At 45.3% G+C, this 17513-nt stretch carries 15 protein-coding genes and 1 other annotated feature; of the genes, 4 read left to right on the forward strand and 11 right to left on the reverse strand.

Annotated elements, in window-relative coordinates; genetic code table 11:
• The first annotated feature begins 86 nt into the window (after nt 1–86).
• Nucleotides 87–335, forward strand: coding sequence for a hypothetical protein (locus AC0YN6_RS16620; RefSeq protein WP_475748172.1), 249 nt, complete (start codon nt 87–89; stop codon nt 333–335).
• Between the two features lie 1158 nt (nt 336–1493).
• Here AC0YN6_RS16620 and AC0YN6_RS16625 read toward each other — a convergent pair.
• From AC0YN6_RS16625 to AC0YN6_RS16655, 7 genes are all read right to left on the reverse strand, one after another.
• On the reverse strand, nt 1494–2372 hold the full coding sequence (locus AC0YN6_RS16625) for a DMT family transporter (RefSeq protein ID WP_475748322.1): 879 nt from the start codon (nt 2370–2372) through the stop codon (nt 1494–1496).
• A gap of 120 nt (nt 2373–2492) precedes the next feature.
• On the reverse strand, nt 2493–3269 hold the full coding sequence (locus AC0YN6_RS16630; protein ID WP_475748173.1) for a 3'-5' exonuclease: 777 nt from the start codon (nt 3267–3269) through the stop codon (nt 2493–2495).
• 94 nt (nt 3270–3363) lie between these two features.
• Entirely contained in the window at nt 3364–3855 is a 492-nt protein-coding gene (locus AC0YN6_RS16635) for a DUF1648 domain-containing protein (protein WP_475748174.1), read from the reverse strand.
• A gap of 171 nt (nt 3856–4026) precedes the next feature.
• Nucleotides 4027–4935, reverse strand: coding sequence for a phosphate ABC transporter permease PstA (gene pstA / locus AC0YN6_RS16640; RefSeq protein ID WP_475748175.1), 909 nt, complete (start codon nt 4933–4935; stop codon nt 4027–4029).
• Nucleotides 4932–5894, reverse strand: a complete 963-nt coding sequence (pstC, locus tag AC0YN6_RS16645) for a phosphate ABC transporter permease subunit PstC (RefSeq protein ID WP_475748176.1) — start codon at nt 5892–5894, stop codon at nt 4932–4934. The genes pstA and pstC overlap by 4 nt, the downstream gene beginning before the upstream one ends.
• Nucleotides 5895–6058: 164 nt before the next feature.
• Nucleotides 6059–6922, reverse strand: coding sequence for a phosphate ABC transporter substrate-binding protein (locus tag AC0YN6_RS16650; protein ID WP_475748177.1), 864 nt, complete (start codon nt 6920–6922; stop codon nt 6059–6061).
• A 19-nt stretch (nt 6923–6941) separates the two neighbouring features.
• Complete coding sequence (locus AC0YN6_RS16655; RefSeq protein ID WP_475748178.1) at nt 6942–8342, reverse strand: stalk domain-containing protein; 1401 nt, start codon at nt 8340–8342, stop codon at nt 6942–6944.
• Between the two features lie 239 nt (nt 8343–8581).
• Here AC0YN6_RS16655 and AC0YN6_RS16660 point away from each other — a divergent pair, with 239 nt between their 5' ends.
• The gene (locus AC0YN6_RS16660; protein ID WP_475748179.1) at nt 8582–8947 is read left to right on the forward strand and encodes a hypothetical protein; all 366 of its coding nucleotides are present in this window, start codon (nt 8582–8584) and stop codon (nt 8945–8947) included.
• 142 nt (nt 8948–9089) lie between these two features.
• Here the strand turns inward: AC0YN6_RS16660 and AC0YN6_RS16665 are convergent, their stop codons facing one another.
• A complete protein-coding gene (locus AC0YN6_RS16665) occupies nt 9090–9428 on the reverse strand; it encodes a hypothetical protein (RefSeq protein ID WP_475748180.1) in 339 nt (112 codons plus the stop codon).
• A 213-nt stretch (nt 9429–9641) separates the two neighbouring features.
• Nucleotides 9642–9878 (forward strand) — a binding site (T-box leader).
• A gap of 52 nt (nt 9879–9930) precedes the next feature.
• On the opposite strand from AC0YN6_RS16665, the gene AC0YN6_RS16670 reads away from it, so the two are divergent.
• On the forward strand, nt 9931–11118 hold the full coding sequence (locus AC0YN6_RS16670; protein ID WP_475748181.1) for an aminotransferase class I/II-fold pyridoxal phosphate-dependent enzyme: 1188 nt from the start codon (nt 9931–9933) through the stop codon (nt 11116–11118).
• A 44-nt stretch (nt 11119–11162) separates the two neighbouring features.
• Here the strand turns inward: AC0YN6_RS16670 and AC0YN6_RS16675 are convergent, their stop codons facing one another.
• Together AC0YN6_RS16675 and AC0YN6_RS16680 are read right to left on the reverse strand one after the other, a co-directional pair.
• Nucleotides 11163–12899 carry a HAMP domain-containing sensor histidine kinase gene (locus AC0YN6_RS16675; protein ID WP_475748182.1) on the reverse strand — a complete coding sequence of 579 codons (1737 nt, stop codon included), beginning with the start codon at nt 12897–12899 and terminating at the stop codon, nt 11163–11165.
• Nucleotides 12896–13639 carry a response regulator transcription factor gene (locus AC0YN6_RS16680; RefSeq protein WP_475748183.1) on the reverse strand — a complete coding sequence of 248 codons (744 nt, stop codon included), beginning with the start codon at nt 13637–13639 and terminating at the stop codon, nt 12896–12898. Before AC0YN6_RS16680 ends, AC0YN6_RS16675 begins: the two co-directional genes overlap by 4 nt.
• A 137-nt stretch (nt 13640–13776) precedes the next feature.
• Between AC0YN6_RS16680 and AC0YN6_RS16685 the strand changes: the two genes are divergently transcribed.
• Nucleotides 13777–14991, forward strand: coding sequence for a DUF418 domain-containing protein (locus AC0YN6_RS16685; protein ID WP_475748184.1), 1215 nt, complete (start codon nt 13777–13779; stop codon nt 14989–14991).
• A 58-nt stretch (nt 14992–15049) separates the two neighbouring features.
• Here AC0YN6_RS16685 and AC0YN6_RS16690 read toward each other — a convergent pair whose 3' ends face one another.
• Complete coding sequence (locus AC0YN6_RS16690; protein WP_475748185.1) at nt 15050–16207, reverse strand: winged helix DNA-binding domain-containing protein; 1158 nt, start codon at nt 16205–16207, stop codon at nt 15050–15052.
• Nucleotides 16208–17513: the final 1306 nt, after the last annotated feature.

Here is a 17513-nt window from a genome sequence, read left to right on the forward strand (position 1 = left end):
GTTAATGGAAAATGTGAAAGCCGAGCTTCTCCTTAGTGAGGGCTCGGCTTTTTGTCGCTATCATTTTTTGCGGCGGGAAATATATCGTGACTGCGACCATTGAATATAGCGAAGAGGAGTATCGCAGCAGTTTACAAGGCTATGAGATTGTTCGTAAATATGCTGCTAATGGTATCAAAACGCGTAATAGCCAGTATTACGGCGGACTTCAGATTGAATCGCGCTGGTCGGGTATGGTTTGGAGAGACTACAACGCGCCTGATCTGGATGACATGTCTAGAGTAGTAGAACTTATCAAAAGTGGTGATTACCGCTCGGAGTATGATCTCCGATAAACAACTGGTATAATAATTGATGATCTAGTGTAACCTGATATTGAGCCATGAATAAATACTCTCCTCTGGAATGGTCTAGGAAACTTCTTCTAGATGAGTATTTACTTCATGGCTTACTTTTTATGAAGTTTTTCATTTTACACAATTATATGGACTCAACTCCAAACAAGCCTAATCTTCACAAATAGATCTAGAAACTTGACTTAACAAGTCGCAATGTCCACGAATCCGCCTCAAAAGCGCAAAAGTCACGGGAATAGATCTAGAAACTAGATCTAAATCCGCCAAACAAGCCAAATTTGCACAAATAGATCTAGAAACTAGACTTAACAAGTCGCACTATCCGCGAATCCGCCTCAAAAGCGCAAACGTAACAGGAATAGATCTAGAAACTAGATCTAAATCCGCCAAACGGGCTCAATCTGCACAAATAGATCTAGAAACTAGACTTAACACGTCACGCTGGCCGCGAATCCGCCTCAAAAGCTCAAAAGTCACAGGAATAGATCTAGTAACTAGATCTAAATCCGCCAAACATGCCAAATTTGCACAAATAGATCTAGAAACTAGACTTAACAAGTCGCAATATCCGCGAATCCGCCTCAAAAGCGCAAACGTAACAGGAATAGATCTAGAAACTAGATCTAAATCCGCCAAACGGGCTCAATCTGCACAAATAGATCTAGAATCTAGACTTAACACGTCACGCTGGCCGCGAATCCGCCTCAAAAGCGCAAACGTCATGGGAATAGATCTAGTAACTAGATCTAAATCCGCCAAACAAACATAATCCGCACAAATAGATCTAGAATCTAGACTTAACACGTCACGATATCCGCGAATCCGCCTCAAAAGCGCATATGTCACAGAAATAGATCTAGAAACTAGATCTAAATCCGCCAAACAAGCCTAATCTGCACAAATAGATCTAGAAACTAGACTTAACAAGTCGCAATGTCCACGAATCCGCCTCAAAAGCGCATACGTCACAGGAATAGATCTACAAACTAGATCTAAATCCGCCAAACAAGCCTAATCCGCACAAATAGATCTAGAATCTAGACTTAACACGTCACGCTGGCCGCGAATCAGCCTCAAAAGCGCAAACATCACAGAAATAGATCTAGAAATTAGCTCATCCGGATCAGCCCCTACCCTCTACTCCTTGCCATGACGAATGAAGAGCCAAACACCGAACAAAATTAACACGCCTGCTGCCATCTGATAAGCGGTCAACGCTTCCTTTAATAATGCCCAAGCGAGCAAGGAGGCGATGACTGGCTCGCCGAGAACAGCCATCGATACAGCTGCCGCGCTCATATGTTTCAGCAGCCAGTTGAACAAATAATGGCCGAACAGCGTCGGAACAATCGCGAGCAGCAAGAAAATGCCCCATTCCTTCGGACTGTAGCCAGTGAAGGAATTGCCGCGAACGATGTTGTAGACAGCTAGTGAAGTGGCAGCAAGCGCAAATACCCAGAAGTTATAAGTAAATGCACTCATATCCTTACGCAGCTGCTTGCCGATCAGCATATGAACAGCTACTGCTGCCGCGCCTAGAAAGGACAGAACATCGCCGATTAGCGCATCTCTAGATAGAGAAAAATCTCCGGATGCAATGACGATGGAGCCAATAAGCGCGATCCCCATACCCCATATCATCATGCGGTTTGCTTTGATGCTGAACAGCCAATAGGAGGCAAGCATAACCATAACAGGCTCCAGCGTTAAAATTACGGTAGAGCTTGCGACCGTCGTGAGCCGCAGAGATGCCATCCATAATAAGAAATGCAGCCCCAGCATCACACCGGAGAGGGTTAATAGTCTCCACTGTTTTGCGCTGAGATGGAACAATTCGGCGCGGTATTTCCAGACGAGGGGCAGCATAATGAGATTCGTCAAATACAGTCGGTACATCGCGATGACCGCTACGTCAGCATCAGACCAACGTACGAAAATAGAAGAAAAAGATATAGCGATGATACCGATAATGTATAGCAATTCATACGTGGCAAAAGACTTCGTGCTGCGATTCATAGTTGTAATTTCTCCCATACTTATAAACCCCCCGAGCCCATTCGCAGCAACTGCAATGGAAGGCTAAGGGGGCTCTATAATGTTTATTCTATAACGTAATAATATGAAGATTTCAAGAGGTTATCCAGCTTGTCCAGCTGAAGGTTTCACCAATTTCTCTAGCTCTGCGTCAAAATATTGCTGCAGCTCCGTGACCTTCCGTACGTCCTCGAACGAGGCTTTCCCAGCTAAGTAACGTTCAGCGAAAACTTCCCACTGAGGAACGATCTTCTGCGCGTTCATCGAGCGAATCGCGTTCTTCACCATTCTGCGTTCTTTCGCATTCGTGTACATATCCTTGAACTGCTGCTTGAGCTCGAAATCCAGCTCGCCAAAAATTTTGCGGAACACTTCAGCCGTCATACGTGCATCGTCAAGTGCCCGATGCGCCGAGCCTTCAGCTGTTATTTCGAGATCGATGAGCGCAGCTTCAACGCTGACATCGTTCGTTACTTTCTTATAGCGAATGTAGCCCTTTAATAAGTCGAAATAATCGGCAGCCATCCAGAAGCTGTCATCCAGCTTATGCATCCGCGTATCGTAGACGATTCGCTTCAAATCCTCGCCGCCCCAAGTGAACAGCAGGAAGGAATCGCTTTTGTTCAGCCATGCCGTGAAATCTCCAATGACCTTAGGAAAGCGGCTCGCTACATCAATGTCTTCTTGCGGAATGCCGGTTTTTTTCCGTATGAAGCTGTTCAGTTTGGAGAAATAAATCGGTTTGATTAATGCGGAAAATTCATCTACCTGCTCAAGCGAGTTATTTAGACGAACCGCGCCAATTTCAATAACCTCCATCGGTAAATCACTTGCAAATTTACGTCCGTTAAATTCAATGTCCAATATAATGTAGTCCAAAATCTTAACCTCCGATAGATAGCCTGTGTTATTCATTCTATCAGAAAAAGTTATCCAGATGGAAACTACTATATGGTAGAACGCCGCAGCAGGTTTATTTTTTTAATTTGATCACAGAAATGACAACTGTACCAAATATAATGACCAAGGCAACAGGAAGCAGCCATACGCCAAGCGAAGAGGAACCTCCGGATGCATTTTGGATGGTAGCCCATTGCACGTAAGTGAATAATACAACGATTTCAAACTTGATCCAGCTCAGCATCTGAATGGACGTCTTATATTGGTAAGGTGCGTTTTCTTCAGTTATCGTGGTCATATAATTGAATTGATGAGGAATTTTGCGTAAAAGAGTAAGTCCAATATACATAATTAATGTAATTATCGGTAAAATGATCAGTGCTGCTTTACTTCCCCAGCCGTCGGCTTCACCTCTGCCATTGAAATGAATCGCAATCGTTTGTGGAAGCTCAGACCAATCATCAATTAAAAATTTACAGGATAAACAAATGAGTATAATTGCTATCCCATCATGCCATTTTTCAAGATTCGATCTTGGAATTGTAAGCTTAGGTAAATTGGGCATAGTGACCCCACCGCCTTTACTATAGTCATCATCCATTCCATTAAGTATAACGTAAGCGATTTGCAATTGGGAACTTTTTTACAGTATTTCCACGTAAAGAAGCCCCAGTCCCAATCGAAAGAGGGGAGCTGGAGGCATTTTTATCTGGTATTTGGTTCTGCTTTTCATGTTCTAAGACCGTTTCGTACGGCGGGAATTCATCCATAATGGGATGCGGAAAACTAAATTAATTAGCAGTACGACAAATACGAGCACAGCAGCAGCTTTTTGCGCAATTTCCTGCGCGTCGCCGACAATGGCCTCGGACTGCACGTACCAGAGGTGAACAGCCAGAGTGGCACCGGGAGAGAATAGGCTAAAATCCCACATCTCACCGGATGTCGTCACGCCTGCTGTCAGAATGATTACCGCACTTTCACCGAATGCGCGACCGGCAACTAGGCAAATTCCCGTAATAATACCATTAAGTGCAGCAGGAATAAGTGTGCGTGTAATCGTCTGCAAGTGTGTACCTCCAAGTGCGAATGAGGCGCTCTTCAGCTCCTTCGGTACGGAGCGAATCGATTCCTCGGTTACACGAGTTAGAACAGGTAAATTGAGAAAAGCTAGGCTGACCGCACCGCCAAGAATGGTCAAGCCAATCTCGAAATATTCGACGAATAGGGCAATTCCGAACAAGCCGAAAATGATAGACGGCACAGAAGCGAGTCCTTCTACACAAATACGTATGAAGCCGATCAGCCTATTGTCAGGCGCAAATTCCGCCAAATAGATACCTGCTGCCATTCCGAGCGGGATAGAAATCAGCAAAGAAATGAACAAAATATAGAAGGAGTTTAGCAATGTTGGGCCGATCCCGCCGCCTTCATCAATTTCACTCGGTAAACCGAAGATGAAATCCCACGTTATTTTTGGCAAACCATCTTGCAATATTAAATAGAGGAGGCCAAAGATGAATGCGATAATCAGAATGCCTAACGACCAAACGATACCTGTAAACAAACGATCTTTCATTCGGTTAAGTCCTTTTTTGCTGCTAAAGGGGTTTGGTAATGGATTTATATCTATTGTTTGCTTCATGCTTGTGACCCCTTTCTTTGAAGCCAGCGAATGGCAATGATCATAAGCAATGATATAACGAGAAGCAGGAAGCCCATTAGGTAGAGTGCATAGTTCCATGTGGAGTCAAAAGGAACGTTAGATATTTGCATAACAATGTTGCTCGTTAGGACGGAGGTAGGCTTCAGCAAGCTGTCGGCGAGCTGAGGCGTATTGCCGATAACCATAACGACGGCCATCGTTTCACCAACCGCACGTGCCATTCCGAGAATAACAGCATACATGATTCCGCTTTTGGCTGATGGAAGCAGAACTCTCCATACGGTTTGGAAGCGTGTAGCGCCAAGCGCATAGGATGCATCGCTAAATTTGGCGGGCACTGCGCTAATTGCATCATCACTAATGCGGCTGACAGTTGGCAGCACCATGATTGTAAGCACTAGCGCTGCTGCGAGTAGACCGTCACCCATGCCGCTGCCGGTAACATTTCGAATCAGAGGAATGAGTACGGTCAAGCCCAAATAACCATAGACGACCGAAGGAATTCCAACAAGCAGGTCAAGAACCGGACGAAGCATGTTTTTAAGCCATGACGGGACAAAGACAGATAGAAACACGGCAATGATTAAGGAGATAGGGACGCAGATCAGCAGCGTCAACGCTGTTAAAGCAAAGGTGCCGAATATGAAGATTAGTGCGCCGTATTGTTCATTCTCGGGATTCCATTCCGCGGAAAAGAAGAAGTCTGCCAGTGAGATGTGGCTAAACGTCAAAATCCCGGTACGGAACATGAGCAGCAGAATGAGAAAGAGGATTAGGCAAACAAAGCCAGCTGCTGCTATGCATAGATAACGAAATAGACGATTCGTGAGAAACAAGCGGGATCTGCGATCAAACGGCTTGCTGTTGCCGGACAAGATCGTACTGCCGAGCTCAGTAGATAGTCGCGGCTGCCTTGCAGAATGGGTGGATTCCAACATATAGGATAGGCTCCTCTGTGCGAAAGCGGCTATAGCTGACTATGGGCAGCTAAGCTTCTTTCACAGTGAAATATTAATGGGACACAATATTTATGATATTAAAGGAACGAACGGCCGACTTAAGCGCTCCTATGCGCTAGCCGACCGCTCTTTTTGAGTCTGAACTATTTAATAGCTGAGATCGGAATGAATTTAAGCTTTTTAAGCGAACCGTTTTGGAATTTTGTGCTTTGCACGTATTTAATAAATTCCTTCGTAGCGCCAGTCGGTTCGCCTTTCGTCATATAGTAGCCGTAGCCCCATACTTTATATTTGCCGTTAATCACATTAGCCTCTGTTGGGGCGATGTCGTTGATTTTTACAGCTGTCATTTTGTCTGTTACATACGCAAGGTCCATATAACCAATGGCATTAGGTGTCGTTTCAATCGCAGACTTCATGTCACCGCTCGTTTTTACTTCTTTGTAGTTATTGCCTTTGGACATGAAATCAGTACCATCAAGCGCTTTGTCTTGAAAGTTAACGCGAGTTCCAGATCCGAAGGTACGGTTTACGACGATGATATCAGCGTCCTTGCCGCCGACTTCTTTCCAGTTTTTGATTTTCCCTGAGAAGATGCCTTGCAAGTCCTTTGTTGTAAGGTTCGTCGCGGATACGTTTTTGTTCACTACAGCTGCGAAAGGAATGATAGCTACTTTATGTGCAACTTGACCTTCGAATTTTTTGAAGCCTGGAACGTCTTTCGATGCATCCCAGTCAACAGCTCCGATGTCAGCAATGCCTTTACGCACCGCTTGCGGTCCAGTGATCGATCCAGCTGCAGAAGCTGAGATTTTTACTTTTGGATTCAATTTTTTGAATTCATTAGACGCTTGAAGCGTCAAAGGAAGCAAAGCAGAGGAGCCGTTTATGACGATTTTGCCACTTAGCTTGCTGGCAGCCTCAACAGTAGTTGTAGATGCAGGAGCGGAACTGAAGCCGACAGCTGCGATTAGCGCTGCGATTGTTAATTGTTTGAACCATTTCATTAGGAATGACCTCCATTAATTAGTTTGTGATGTTTTTCCATTTGCCTTGAACGGACACGGATAGCTGACCATCAATTAGAGCTGCGAGCTCTGAGTTGCCTGAAACGACTAACTCTGATGCAAGGTCAGAAACCGTTTGTACAAGTTTGCTTGTACCTGTTGCACTATCGATTTCATAAATCGCATTGCTGCTGTTTCCATCTGCAGTGAGCAGATACAGCTTGCTTCCGCCTTGAGTCAGCTGGTAAACGTCTTTGTCAGCGAATAGAGGCGTGCTTGTTTTGCCTGTATTGTCCACGGTTACTAGCTGCCCGACGCTTGCTTCATCTACACTTACGCTGATGTAGCTAACTTTCGAACCGTCTGCGGCCAGTTTTAGGAATACTTTATCTGTCGTATCTTTTGTAAGCTGTACAGCTTTGTTATCGGCAACAGCTGTGTTATAGAAGTAGATTTGCGGCTCAGTGCCTGTTGCATCGATAGCTACATCATCAAGCTCAACGTCCTTGCTGCTGTCTGCTGTTACTTTCGGTTGTTTGAAGACGTAGTAAGCAAGCTGTGTGCCGTCTGCTGATACTTCAAGGTTTGCCTTGTAGTCCACTTTGTCTTCGAGTACTTTGGAAACTTTGCCATCAGCAAGAGAGAGCTTGGCGATAACAGAGCTTTTGTCGCCTTGCAAGAAGAATAGTGATGAGCCGTCCTTCGACCATTGCAGTTCGTTTTTGATCGAGCTATCCGTACTTACTTGCTTCGCTTGCTTCGTGCTCAGATCAATCGTGAAGACAGCGCCATTTGCATCGGAATAAGCAACGCTTTTGCCATCAGGTGACAAAATTAGCTCAGAAGTATCTGCGGATGCTAGCAGCAGTTCGTATTTTCCGGTAGCTGCTTCAACCAAGAAATCCTCGCGTCCCTCGCCTGCTGTGTTAGAAACTAGCAACTGGGATGAGTTTACCCAAATCGCATGCTCTGCACCTGCAAGGAGTTGAACGGTGTTTATCGTGTTGTCCTCATATGTACCGCCAAGCGCCTGAATAAATACTGCTGGATCGATGAAAGTGGCGTATGCGACTTCTACAGCCGGATGCTGAAGGGGAGTTGCGACACCGTTTATTGTGATCGTTTTTGCAGCAGTTTTTAGCTTCAGTGTTTTATCGCCAAACTTTACAACTACAGTATGATCGCTATTGATATGTAGAGTAGCTCCGATTGCATTGGTCATGTCCCTTACGGAAGCAAGCGTGACGCCGCCATCTGCAATTGTCCGAACATTTACCGGATTTGCATTAACTAGAAAGTTTGCCGTGTTGATTTGTGTGGCATACTTCGCGGATGCTGTTTGTGCGAATACCGGAGTGACTGCTGTTGCGCTTATTGCTGCTGCGATCATCGAGATTACCATTGCTTTTTTCATTTGCATGGAATAGGGTCACCTTTCTCAAATGGGGATTTTTTTTATAAACGTAATCCAAGGCAGTCTTGTTCTTTATGTATAGTTGGCTTATCCCTCCCAGGCAGCGCCAGATCAAATCAATTTGTAACCAATCGTTCATTTCTACCTGATCATATCAACGGAATATTATCCCAATATTTAGAAATTGTATTGCTTTTGTAAATGAAAGGTGCCCGTTTAATTTTTTTGTATATGGCGCGATCGCTGTGTACAGTACATTTTTAGTCGTCTATTTGCAATCGATTGGGATGTCTACAATTGAGATCGGTGCACTGATGGCAGGCGGTCCTATCGTTTCCATCATCGCCAATCCGATTCAATTGGCGGTCCTGCTCGTGCCTGCTGAATTCAGAGCATCTGGACAGGCGATTTATGCACTTACATGGGGCGGTTTGTCTGGCATTGCGGCAGGTATTGCCGGAGGCTGGATATTCGAGGAAGCGGGTCCGCAGGCGATGTATCAGATATGCAGCGTTATGGCAGCAGTCGGAATCGTTGGCTTCTTCTTGTTGTATGCGAGGCTGCGCAGGGAATCTGCTTTAAGCAGTAATATCAGTACTCATGCAGGATAAATGCAACCATAAAAAAACAGTTAATCGGGGCTTTTGACAGCCTGATTAACTGTTTTTTTATAGGATGAAAATAATCATTTTTTGTCCGAGCATCACGATATTTCCAAGTGAACCATTTTAGGATCAGCCTCGCTCTTTCACGCTAGATTGCATAGTGGGCTTTCAACTTGCTTGCAATCATGCCGCGTTGAAGCTTAAACTCCCAAACCTTTTCTCTTAGCTGCATCTGCTGCTCTGAGTTTTGTACATTCCGAAGCTGTTCGTAAATTTCAAGCATTTTGCGATTGATTTGATCGAAACGGAGCCACAGATCGACGCGAATACTATGATCGATTTCGAGACGGATATGGTTGTCCTTGGTATGCAAAGTTTGAATGATTTGTTGCTGCCACTCTATATCTCTGGTTGATAAGGCAAAGTTATAGAGATCTAAATAATCATCAATCCATTTTGCAGCAATCTGTTTCTCGGAATAGGTCATGCTGGCCAGCTCCAATCGCTGTAATGTTTATATGCCTAGTATTATACTAGGAATTAAAGGGATTGCAAGCGGATTGTTTTGTTTGCGTTAAGACTATATATCGCTCTTACTTTTATAGCTAGAAAATGGGTATTGCGTAACCAAGTTTTTGGTGGTATCATTGGTAAAAATTTTGAATTTCATTATGATTTCATATGACAAGCTGAATAGCTTTTACATTCTATGACGAGAAAGAGTACGTTATGGGCCTGATCGAACAGAGAGTTGGGGCAGCTGAAAACCAACGTTCAGGAACTAGCGGAAAGCCATCTCCGAGAAGCAGGCTGAACGAGAGTAAGCTCTGCCGCATTTCCAGCGTTAACGGGAACATGTATTGCTAGATACATGAGCAGAGTGTCGCGCTTCGGCGTGAAACTAGGGTGGTAACACGGGTGGAGACTCGTCCCTTTATTGGGATGGGTCTCTTTTTTGTTTTATTAACCATATTTTAGGAGGAATAGTAATGGGAACATGGTCGATGAATAATATGATCTCGCCGATGGTGCAGCAAATTCCGCCCTCGGGCATTCGTAAGTTTTTTAGCTTAGCGGAAGGCAATAAGGACATTGTTTCGCTTGGCGTCGGGGAACCTGACTTCGTTACACCTGAGCATGTTAGAGCTGCTTGCGTCCGAGCGCTTGAGCTTGGCAGAACCTCCTACACGCCAAACGCGGGACTTGTTGAGCTAAGAGAAGAGATCGCGAATTATTTGTCCAATGAATTTCAACTGAAATATGAGCCTGCTAATGAGGTGCTCGTAACGGTCGGCGGCAGTGAAGCCATTGATCTTGCACTGCGGGCATTAATTGCGCCTAAAGATGAAATCATCGTACCTGTTCCCAGCTATATCGCATACTCGCCGATCGCGCAGTTGAATGGCGGTAAGGTCGTCGAAGTGGAAACATCTGCAAAGGATGAATTTAAGCTGAAAGCCGAAGCTTTGAGGGCTGTGCTGACTCCTTATTCGAAGGTGCTGATTTTAAACTACCCAAACAACCCGACAGGAGCCATTATGACTTATGAAGACTGGCTGCCGATTGCTAAGGTCGTGGAGGAAAATAATTTAATCGTCATATCGGATGAGATTTATGCGGAGTTAACCTACGATGAGAAGCATGTGAGCTTTGCCTCGCTGCCGGGCATGAGAGACAGAACATTGCTCATTAGCGGCTTCTCCAAAGCTTTTGCAATGACAGGCTGGAGAATCGGATATGCATGCGGACATCAGGATCTCATTGCTGCCATGCTCAAAATTCATCAGTACACCGTCATGTGCGCACCTATTATCGGGCAAGTCGCGGCGATTGAATCGCTGCGAAACGGCTTAGCGGAGAAGGATATGATGATGGAGTCGTATGCACAGCGCAGACGGATGTTCGTAAAGGGTTTAAGGGAGATTGGTCTGCCTTGTCATGAGCCGCGCGGCGCGTTTTATGCTTTTCCTTCTGTTGCGCACACAGGTCTTACTTCAGATGATTTTGCGCAAAAGCTATTGTTTGGCGCAGGTGTTGCGACTGTTCCCGGTCATGTATTCGGTCTAGGAGGAGAAGGGTTTATTCGCTGCTCCTACGCCTCATCCGTATCCAGGCTTACTGAAGCGCTTGAGCGTATGGATCGGTATTTGAAGACTTCCGGCATGTCGGGCAAATAAAGTAGGGAGCCCTCGAAGGCTCCCTCGTTGCTGCAGCTATAGGATCACTCACTTGGAAAATAAACTGCGATTGAGGTGCCTGCTCCAATGGCCGAGTGTACCTCAATTCGACCCTGATGCGCCTCCACAATCATTTTGGCGATACTCATGCCGAGACCTGAACCTTCGCTTGATTGTTCTGTATTGGTACCTCGGTAATATCTTTCGAATAGATTGTGGACGGTTTCCTCATCCATACCTCTTCCGTTATCAGAGACACGGATGTATGCATCATCGTTCAGCATGCCGCATGCTACTGTAACGGTGATGCCAGGCGGGTTATGCTTAACGGCATTAAACAACAGGTTGTCCATCAGCCGCTGCAGCCATTTCTCATTGGCATACACGCTAACGGGAAGCTCATCTCCCTCGTAATGAAAGGTTACTTCTGTGAGAGTAGCATCATTTACACATTTTAATACGGCTCGTCTAACAAGCTCACCAAGCTCGATTTCATGCCTATCCATAAACATGACTCCATGCTTTAATTGATAAATTTGTGAAAAGTCAGTCATGAGCGCCAGCATATAGTCGCTTTTTTCACGAATCATTTTGCCCATATCCTGAAGCTCCTCCGTACTCCATTCCGCGGGCGAGCTCTCCAAAATATAACTGTAGCCTTGAATAGTGGAAAGAGGTGTCCGCAAGTCATGCGAGATACCGGTCATCCATTCCTCTCTTGTTTTATCAAGCTGGAGTCGATCCTTCTCTGTTTGCGCCAGTTGCTCAGCCATTTGGTAGAAGGCCGCAATCACCTCTCGGTAGAGGCGGTAGCGAATGCGAAGCTTGCCGCTGCGGCGAAATACTTTCTTACGATCCTTCGGAGTAAGCACCTCTTCATATCGTCCATTGCCCATCCGCTCGAACCATCCTGCAAAGAGGATGAGCGGTTGACCGTATCGATATCCATGCCAAATGGATATAGCAAGCGACGACACAAGAATAGAGCTGCCAATCCAAATGAAGATGCGTATAGCTTCGGATAAGATCGGTTGGTTGGTGAAGGTTCCTGGTTCGTTTGGCGTGTGCAAAATCCAAGTCATGTCGCTGTTAGTAGGCTGATAAACGGCAATGTTTGTATCGTAATCTCCAGGTCTCTGCTGCATCGACAGTACTTCCAAAGGCTCGTATTCATTAATAGCCGAGGCAGGATCACCGATCGTCTGCACACTTTTTCCCGATTGATCTAATATTAGCAAGTAGCTGTCCGTTTCACGCAGCTCGGCGAGCAGTTGATTCTGATAGGCAGTGTTGACCAGACCATTTTGCTCATACGAAATATACCAAGCGGTCAGCTTCTCTAACTTCGGATTTTTGTACCCGAGCAGGAAGAGTATTGGAGTATCGTAGGATTGATCGAGCTCACCGTCGACGATATAGTCCCCGAATTTTCGGGTTTGCTGAATAGTTAACAGTTGCGTGACCGAATAAGAAACGGGATGATAGGCGGGTGAATTGGCTGAAAATATAACATCGCCTTTAGAGTCCACGACCTGCAGCCATATATCATGCTCTTCAAGCAGTTTTTCCCAGTGCGCGGACAGATCGATTTTTTTCTCGCTATAACTGGTTTCCGATACTAAGGAACTAAGTGCACCAGCAGGGAAGTTTCGTTTAAGCTCCTCGTTTGTAATTCTGTTTAAAAGGATAAGGAAAAGCAGCAGCATCGCAACGAAAATAAGGATCGAATAGATAATGAGCTGGTACGTAAAATGAAATGCCATTCGCTGTTGAACCTTCATAGGCTTACAGGCTCCTTGACTAATTTATACCCGAGTCCCCGAACGGTGAGGAGATGCGTAGGCATGCTGGGATCATATTCGATTCTCTCTCGTATTCGCCTGATATGGACCATGACCGTATTGTCATCGCCGAGTCCGTCAATGCCCCATACCGCTTCATACAGCTGGCCTTTGGAGAAAACGATGCCGGGATTTTTGCAGAAATGCAGCAGCAGCTGAAAAACCTGCGCAGGACAGGACACCTGCTGGTTCTCTACCAATAGCTCCCCGGCAGCTTCGTTTAATTGAAATCGGCCGAAACGGTATATCTGCTGTGCGCTAGAAGCTGACGCCAAGGAAGAAGCGAAGGCTGAGCTAGGTGAAGGAGAATCCCCATCCTCCATACGGCGCAGACGCGCTTTAATGCGCGCTGCAATTTCGAGCGGATTAAATGGCTTTGTTATATAGTCATCGCCGCCCATTGCGAATCCGGTCAGAATATCGAGGTCGGATGCTTTGGCGGTTAGGAATAAAATATGCGGATTGCCCAGCTGTCTAATTTTTGAGCAAAGTTCAAATCCGCTGCCGTCCGGCAGCATCACATCAAGCAGCACGATATCCGCTCCGAAGCGAGCAATCGTATCGAGTGCTTCTTGGCAGGTTCCTGCCGTATATACATTTTGGAAGCCTTCCTTATGAAGGACGAGCTGCAGCATTTTCACAATAGATGGCTCATCTTCCACGATAACAATTTTATTCATGAATATCACCCCGTTCCATGCTAGCATACAAAGCTTAACATCAGTTGAACAAAATAGAAAAAAATTAAGCTGTTGTTATGATTCCGTTGATTCGCTGTTCAACTGGAGTCCTTATGATTGTAAAAGAGGTGATCGGAATGATGAATCAAATGGAAACTGGAAACCGAGTTCGCGTTATTGATGCGATTAGAGGTTTCTCCTTGCTCGGCATATTGCTTGCGAATATGCTTATTTTCCAATATGGGATGTATGGGAAAGAAGAAATGCAGTATTTTAATCCTACTCCGTTCGATGAGGTAACACATCAAGTGGTGAAAATCGTAGTGGAAGGCAGCTTTATACCTATCTTTATGTTTTTGTTCGGCTACAGCTTGTTTAAGCTTCGGGAAGGGCTGGTAGCGAAGGGGCTTAAACCAGCTAGGTATTTGGTTCGACGCTTTATTTTACTGCTTTCGCTGGGACTCATGCATAGTTTGCTCCTTTGGGAGGGGGATATTCTAACTGCATATGGACTTACGGGCTTTTGTTTATTGTTGTTTGTAAAGCGGAAGGTCAAAACGCTACTAATATGGGGAACTATTTTGAGCTTGTTAATGGCGGGTATAAACTTTGGCATGCAGAAGGAGACACCGACAGAGAAAGCTCGCATGCAGGAGTATGTGGAACAATCTATAACCATATATGGCGAGGGAACCTATAAGGAAATTAAGAAGTTTCGCAATGAGGAAGATCCGCTTATGATACCTCCGGCTGCTAAAGCAGCGCTTGTGGTTTTGATGCCGTTGTTTTTGCTTCCAATGTTTCTATTCGGCATAGCGGCTGCTAATAAGCAGTGGTTCCATAATCCTAAGCGAGAGAGACGAAGGTTCGCATGGATGAGCGGCATTTTGCTGCCACTGGGGCTGTTGTTGAAAAGCTTAGCTGTATTTCTGCCCAAGTGGGAGGGGAGCGGCGTATTAATGGCTCTGGGAGCGCAGCTGCTTGCATTCGGGTATATTTTTGGGCTTGCGCTCGTATTGTCCTTTTTGTCTAAACAGTCCTTTATAATCACAGCTTTTGAATCGGTCGGACGAATGTCGATGACAAATTATTTGATGCAGACGGTCATTTGCACCACTTTATTTTATGGATATGCTTTCGGATTGTTCGGAGAAATCGGAGTATTTAACGGCGTACTGCTGGGATTTGTTATATACGCTGTTCAGGCAATCATGTCCACCTGCTTATTATTCTGGTTCAAAAATGGTCCATTGGAGCTGCTGATGCGGATAGGAACGTATTGGTCGTTTAGCGGAAAAGCACGCGTTTCACGAAAAATTACTGAAGAGAAAGCGGTCGGGGCTGGCTTGTGAGCTAGTAACTAAGCTACGAAGGAGCAGCTGTCATAGACTGCTCCTTTTCTTGTTTCGCTTACTCTGAGGTGATGAACTGAATATTATAGGAGAAAGAGGAGTCGGCTGCAAATTTGAGAAGCTTGACTCCTTCTTCTTCCAGAGCAACGCGATCGGCTGGATTTAGCTCCTCGAACGGTTGGATGATAAGAGCTGCTGATTTGTTTTCCTGTTCAATTTTCCAAGTTCCTCGTACAAATCCATCAATGAGAAATGTAGAACGGATGATGCCGTTTATCGTGAACACAAGTGGTTTATGCTTTTCGTCAATGATGCGACTGCGGTCAAAGTAGGATAGCAGCATATTATCATACTCGGATAGAAAACGTGGTGGAGCTATCGTATCTGCTGCTGGCAATGGTGCATCGGGTAGATCAAACAAATCATTTCCCTTCTCGTCAGAGAAGGTACGCAGCCTTGGCCGCAATTGTTCGACGGTTTCGCGGAGCTTGGTTAATCCCGACCATACTTGCATATCTTTAACGGTGGCGGGGCCAAAAGCAGCAAGGTATCGCAGCAGCATATTATCCAATGAAGGAGAATCTGCAAGAGGCTCACCGAGCCAAGCTTCGGCAGAGGTGTGTGCGGCCTGACCGCTGCAGCCCCAAATACCCCGGGGAGGTACTTGGACCAGTGGGACAAGCGTTCGAATGATGCTGCTGAGTGTAGATTGATCTGCATGAGGCCATTGTACAGCGAGCAGCTTGCCAAGCTCATTGAAAGTGCGAGGCTGCTCCTCCACTAATGCTCTTCCAGCCTCACTAATCGCTTCTACATCTAAACCTTGAAGGGTCTTTTTGTAGGTGCTTTGCAGCCCCTTATCCGAAACTGATTGAAGCAGGGGGCGTAGTTCTAAGCAATCACGCGCGCTGACCAGATGAATCGTAGAACGCATGAGTGCAATACGAACGACTTGCCTTTCTCTTATAAGCTCGGATAGCTGCTCATGTCGGAAGTCCTCAAGGCGTGTCCAAAGGGCAAAGTAAGGCGGATTGGGTGCTTGAGCTTGAATTGCAACCAACCGTTCAATCGCCTCTATAACGGAAACATTAGAGCGTTGCAGAAGCATTTGCCGCTCAAGCAAAGCTCGATTAAGTGTGCGTTTATCTAAAATAGGCCCCGAACCACTCTTAACTGGCTTAGCTGTACTCATACCCGTACTCATACCCATACCCATACCCACGTTCCCCCTACCGCAAATGATTATATTCCATTTTTTTCTTCATTATAGACGTTATCATAGCGTATAAACGCTGACAAGAGAGGCAGCTACATTGTACTAACTGCAACGTAGGCGGACGTGGTAGGTCAATCGGATGGGAAAAAGCACCAGGTGCTTTTTAAGTTAGTTGAAATTGTATGACGAGGTCTCTCTATTGCACTTTATACAATAGAAACCTCACATGTGGCTCTGAGCAAGGAGCTACGTTGCAGAAATGCAATAGAATTAGCTCTCAACGCGGCAAATGGGTCGAAAAAGGATGATTCTACTGTAGAAAGTACAATGTAGCTCGAGAGTAGCAGTGTGAGAGGCAGCTACATTGTACTAATTGCAACGTAGGCGGACGTGGCGTGGTAGGGCAAGCGGTTGTACATAGCACCAGGTGATTTTAAGTTAGTTGAAATTGGATGATGAGGTTTCTATTGCACTTTATACAATAGAAACCTCACATGAAGCTCTGAGCAAGGAGCTACGTTGCAGAAATGCAATAGAATTAGCTCTCAACGCGGCAAATGGGTCGAAAAAGGATGATTCTACTGTAGAAAGTGCAATGTAGCTCGAGAGTAGCAGTGTGAGAGGTAGCTACATTGTACTAACTGCAACGTAGGCGGACGAGGTAGAGAGCAAGCGGGTGAAACATAGCACCAGTTAATTTTAAGTTAGTTGAAATTGGATGATGAGGTTTCTATTGCACTTTATACAATAGAAACCTCACATGAAGCTCTGAGCAAGGAGCTTCGTTGCAGAAATGCAATAGAATTAGCTCTCAACACGGCAAATGGGTCGAAAAAGGATGATTCTACTGTAGAAAGTGCAATGTAGCTCGAGAGTAGCAGTGTGAGAGGTAGCTACATTGTACTAACTGCAACGTAGGCGGACGTGGTAGAGAGCAAGCGGGTGAAACAAAGCACCAGGTGATTTTAAGTTAGTTGAAATTGAATGACGAGGTTTCTATTGTACTTTATACAATAGAAACCTCACATGAAGCTCTGAGCAAGGAGCTACGCTGCAGAAATACAATAGAATTAGCTCTCAACGCAGCAAATGGGTCGAAAAAGGATGATTCTATTGTAGAAAGTACAATGTAGCTCGAGAGTAGCAGTGTGAGAGGTAGCTACATTGTACTAATTGCAGCGTAGGCGGAAGAGGTGAGTAAGCGTGTGAAACAAAGTACCAGTTAATTTTAAGTTAGTTGAAATTGAATGACGAGGTTTCTATTGCACTTTATACAATAGAAACCTCACATGAAGCTCTGAGCAAG

The sequence above is a fragment of the Paenibacillus sp. J22P15 genome, from assembly GCF_056269345.1.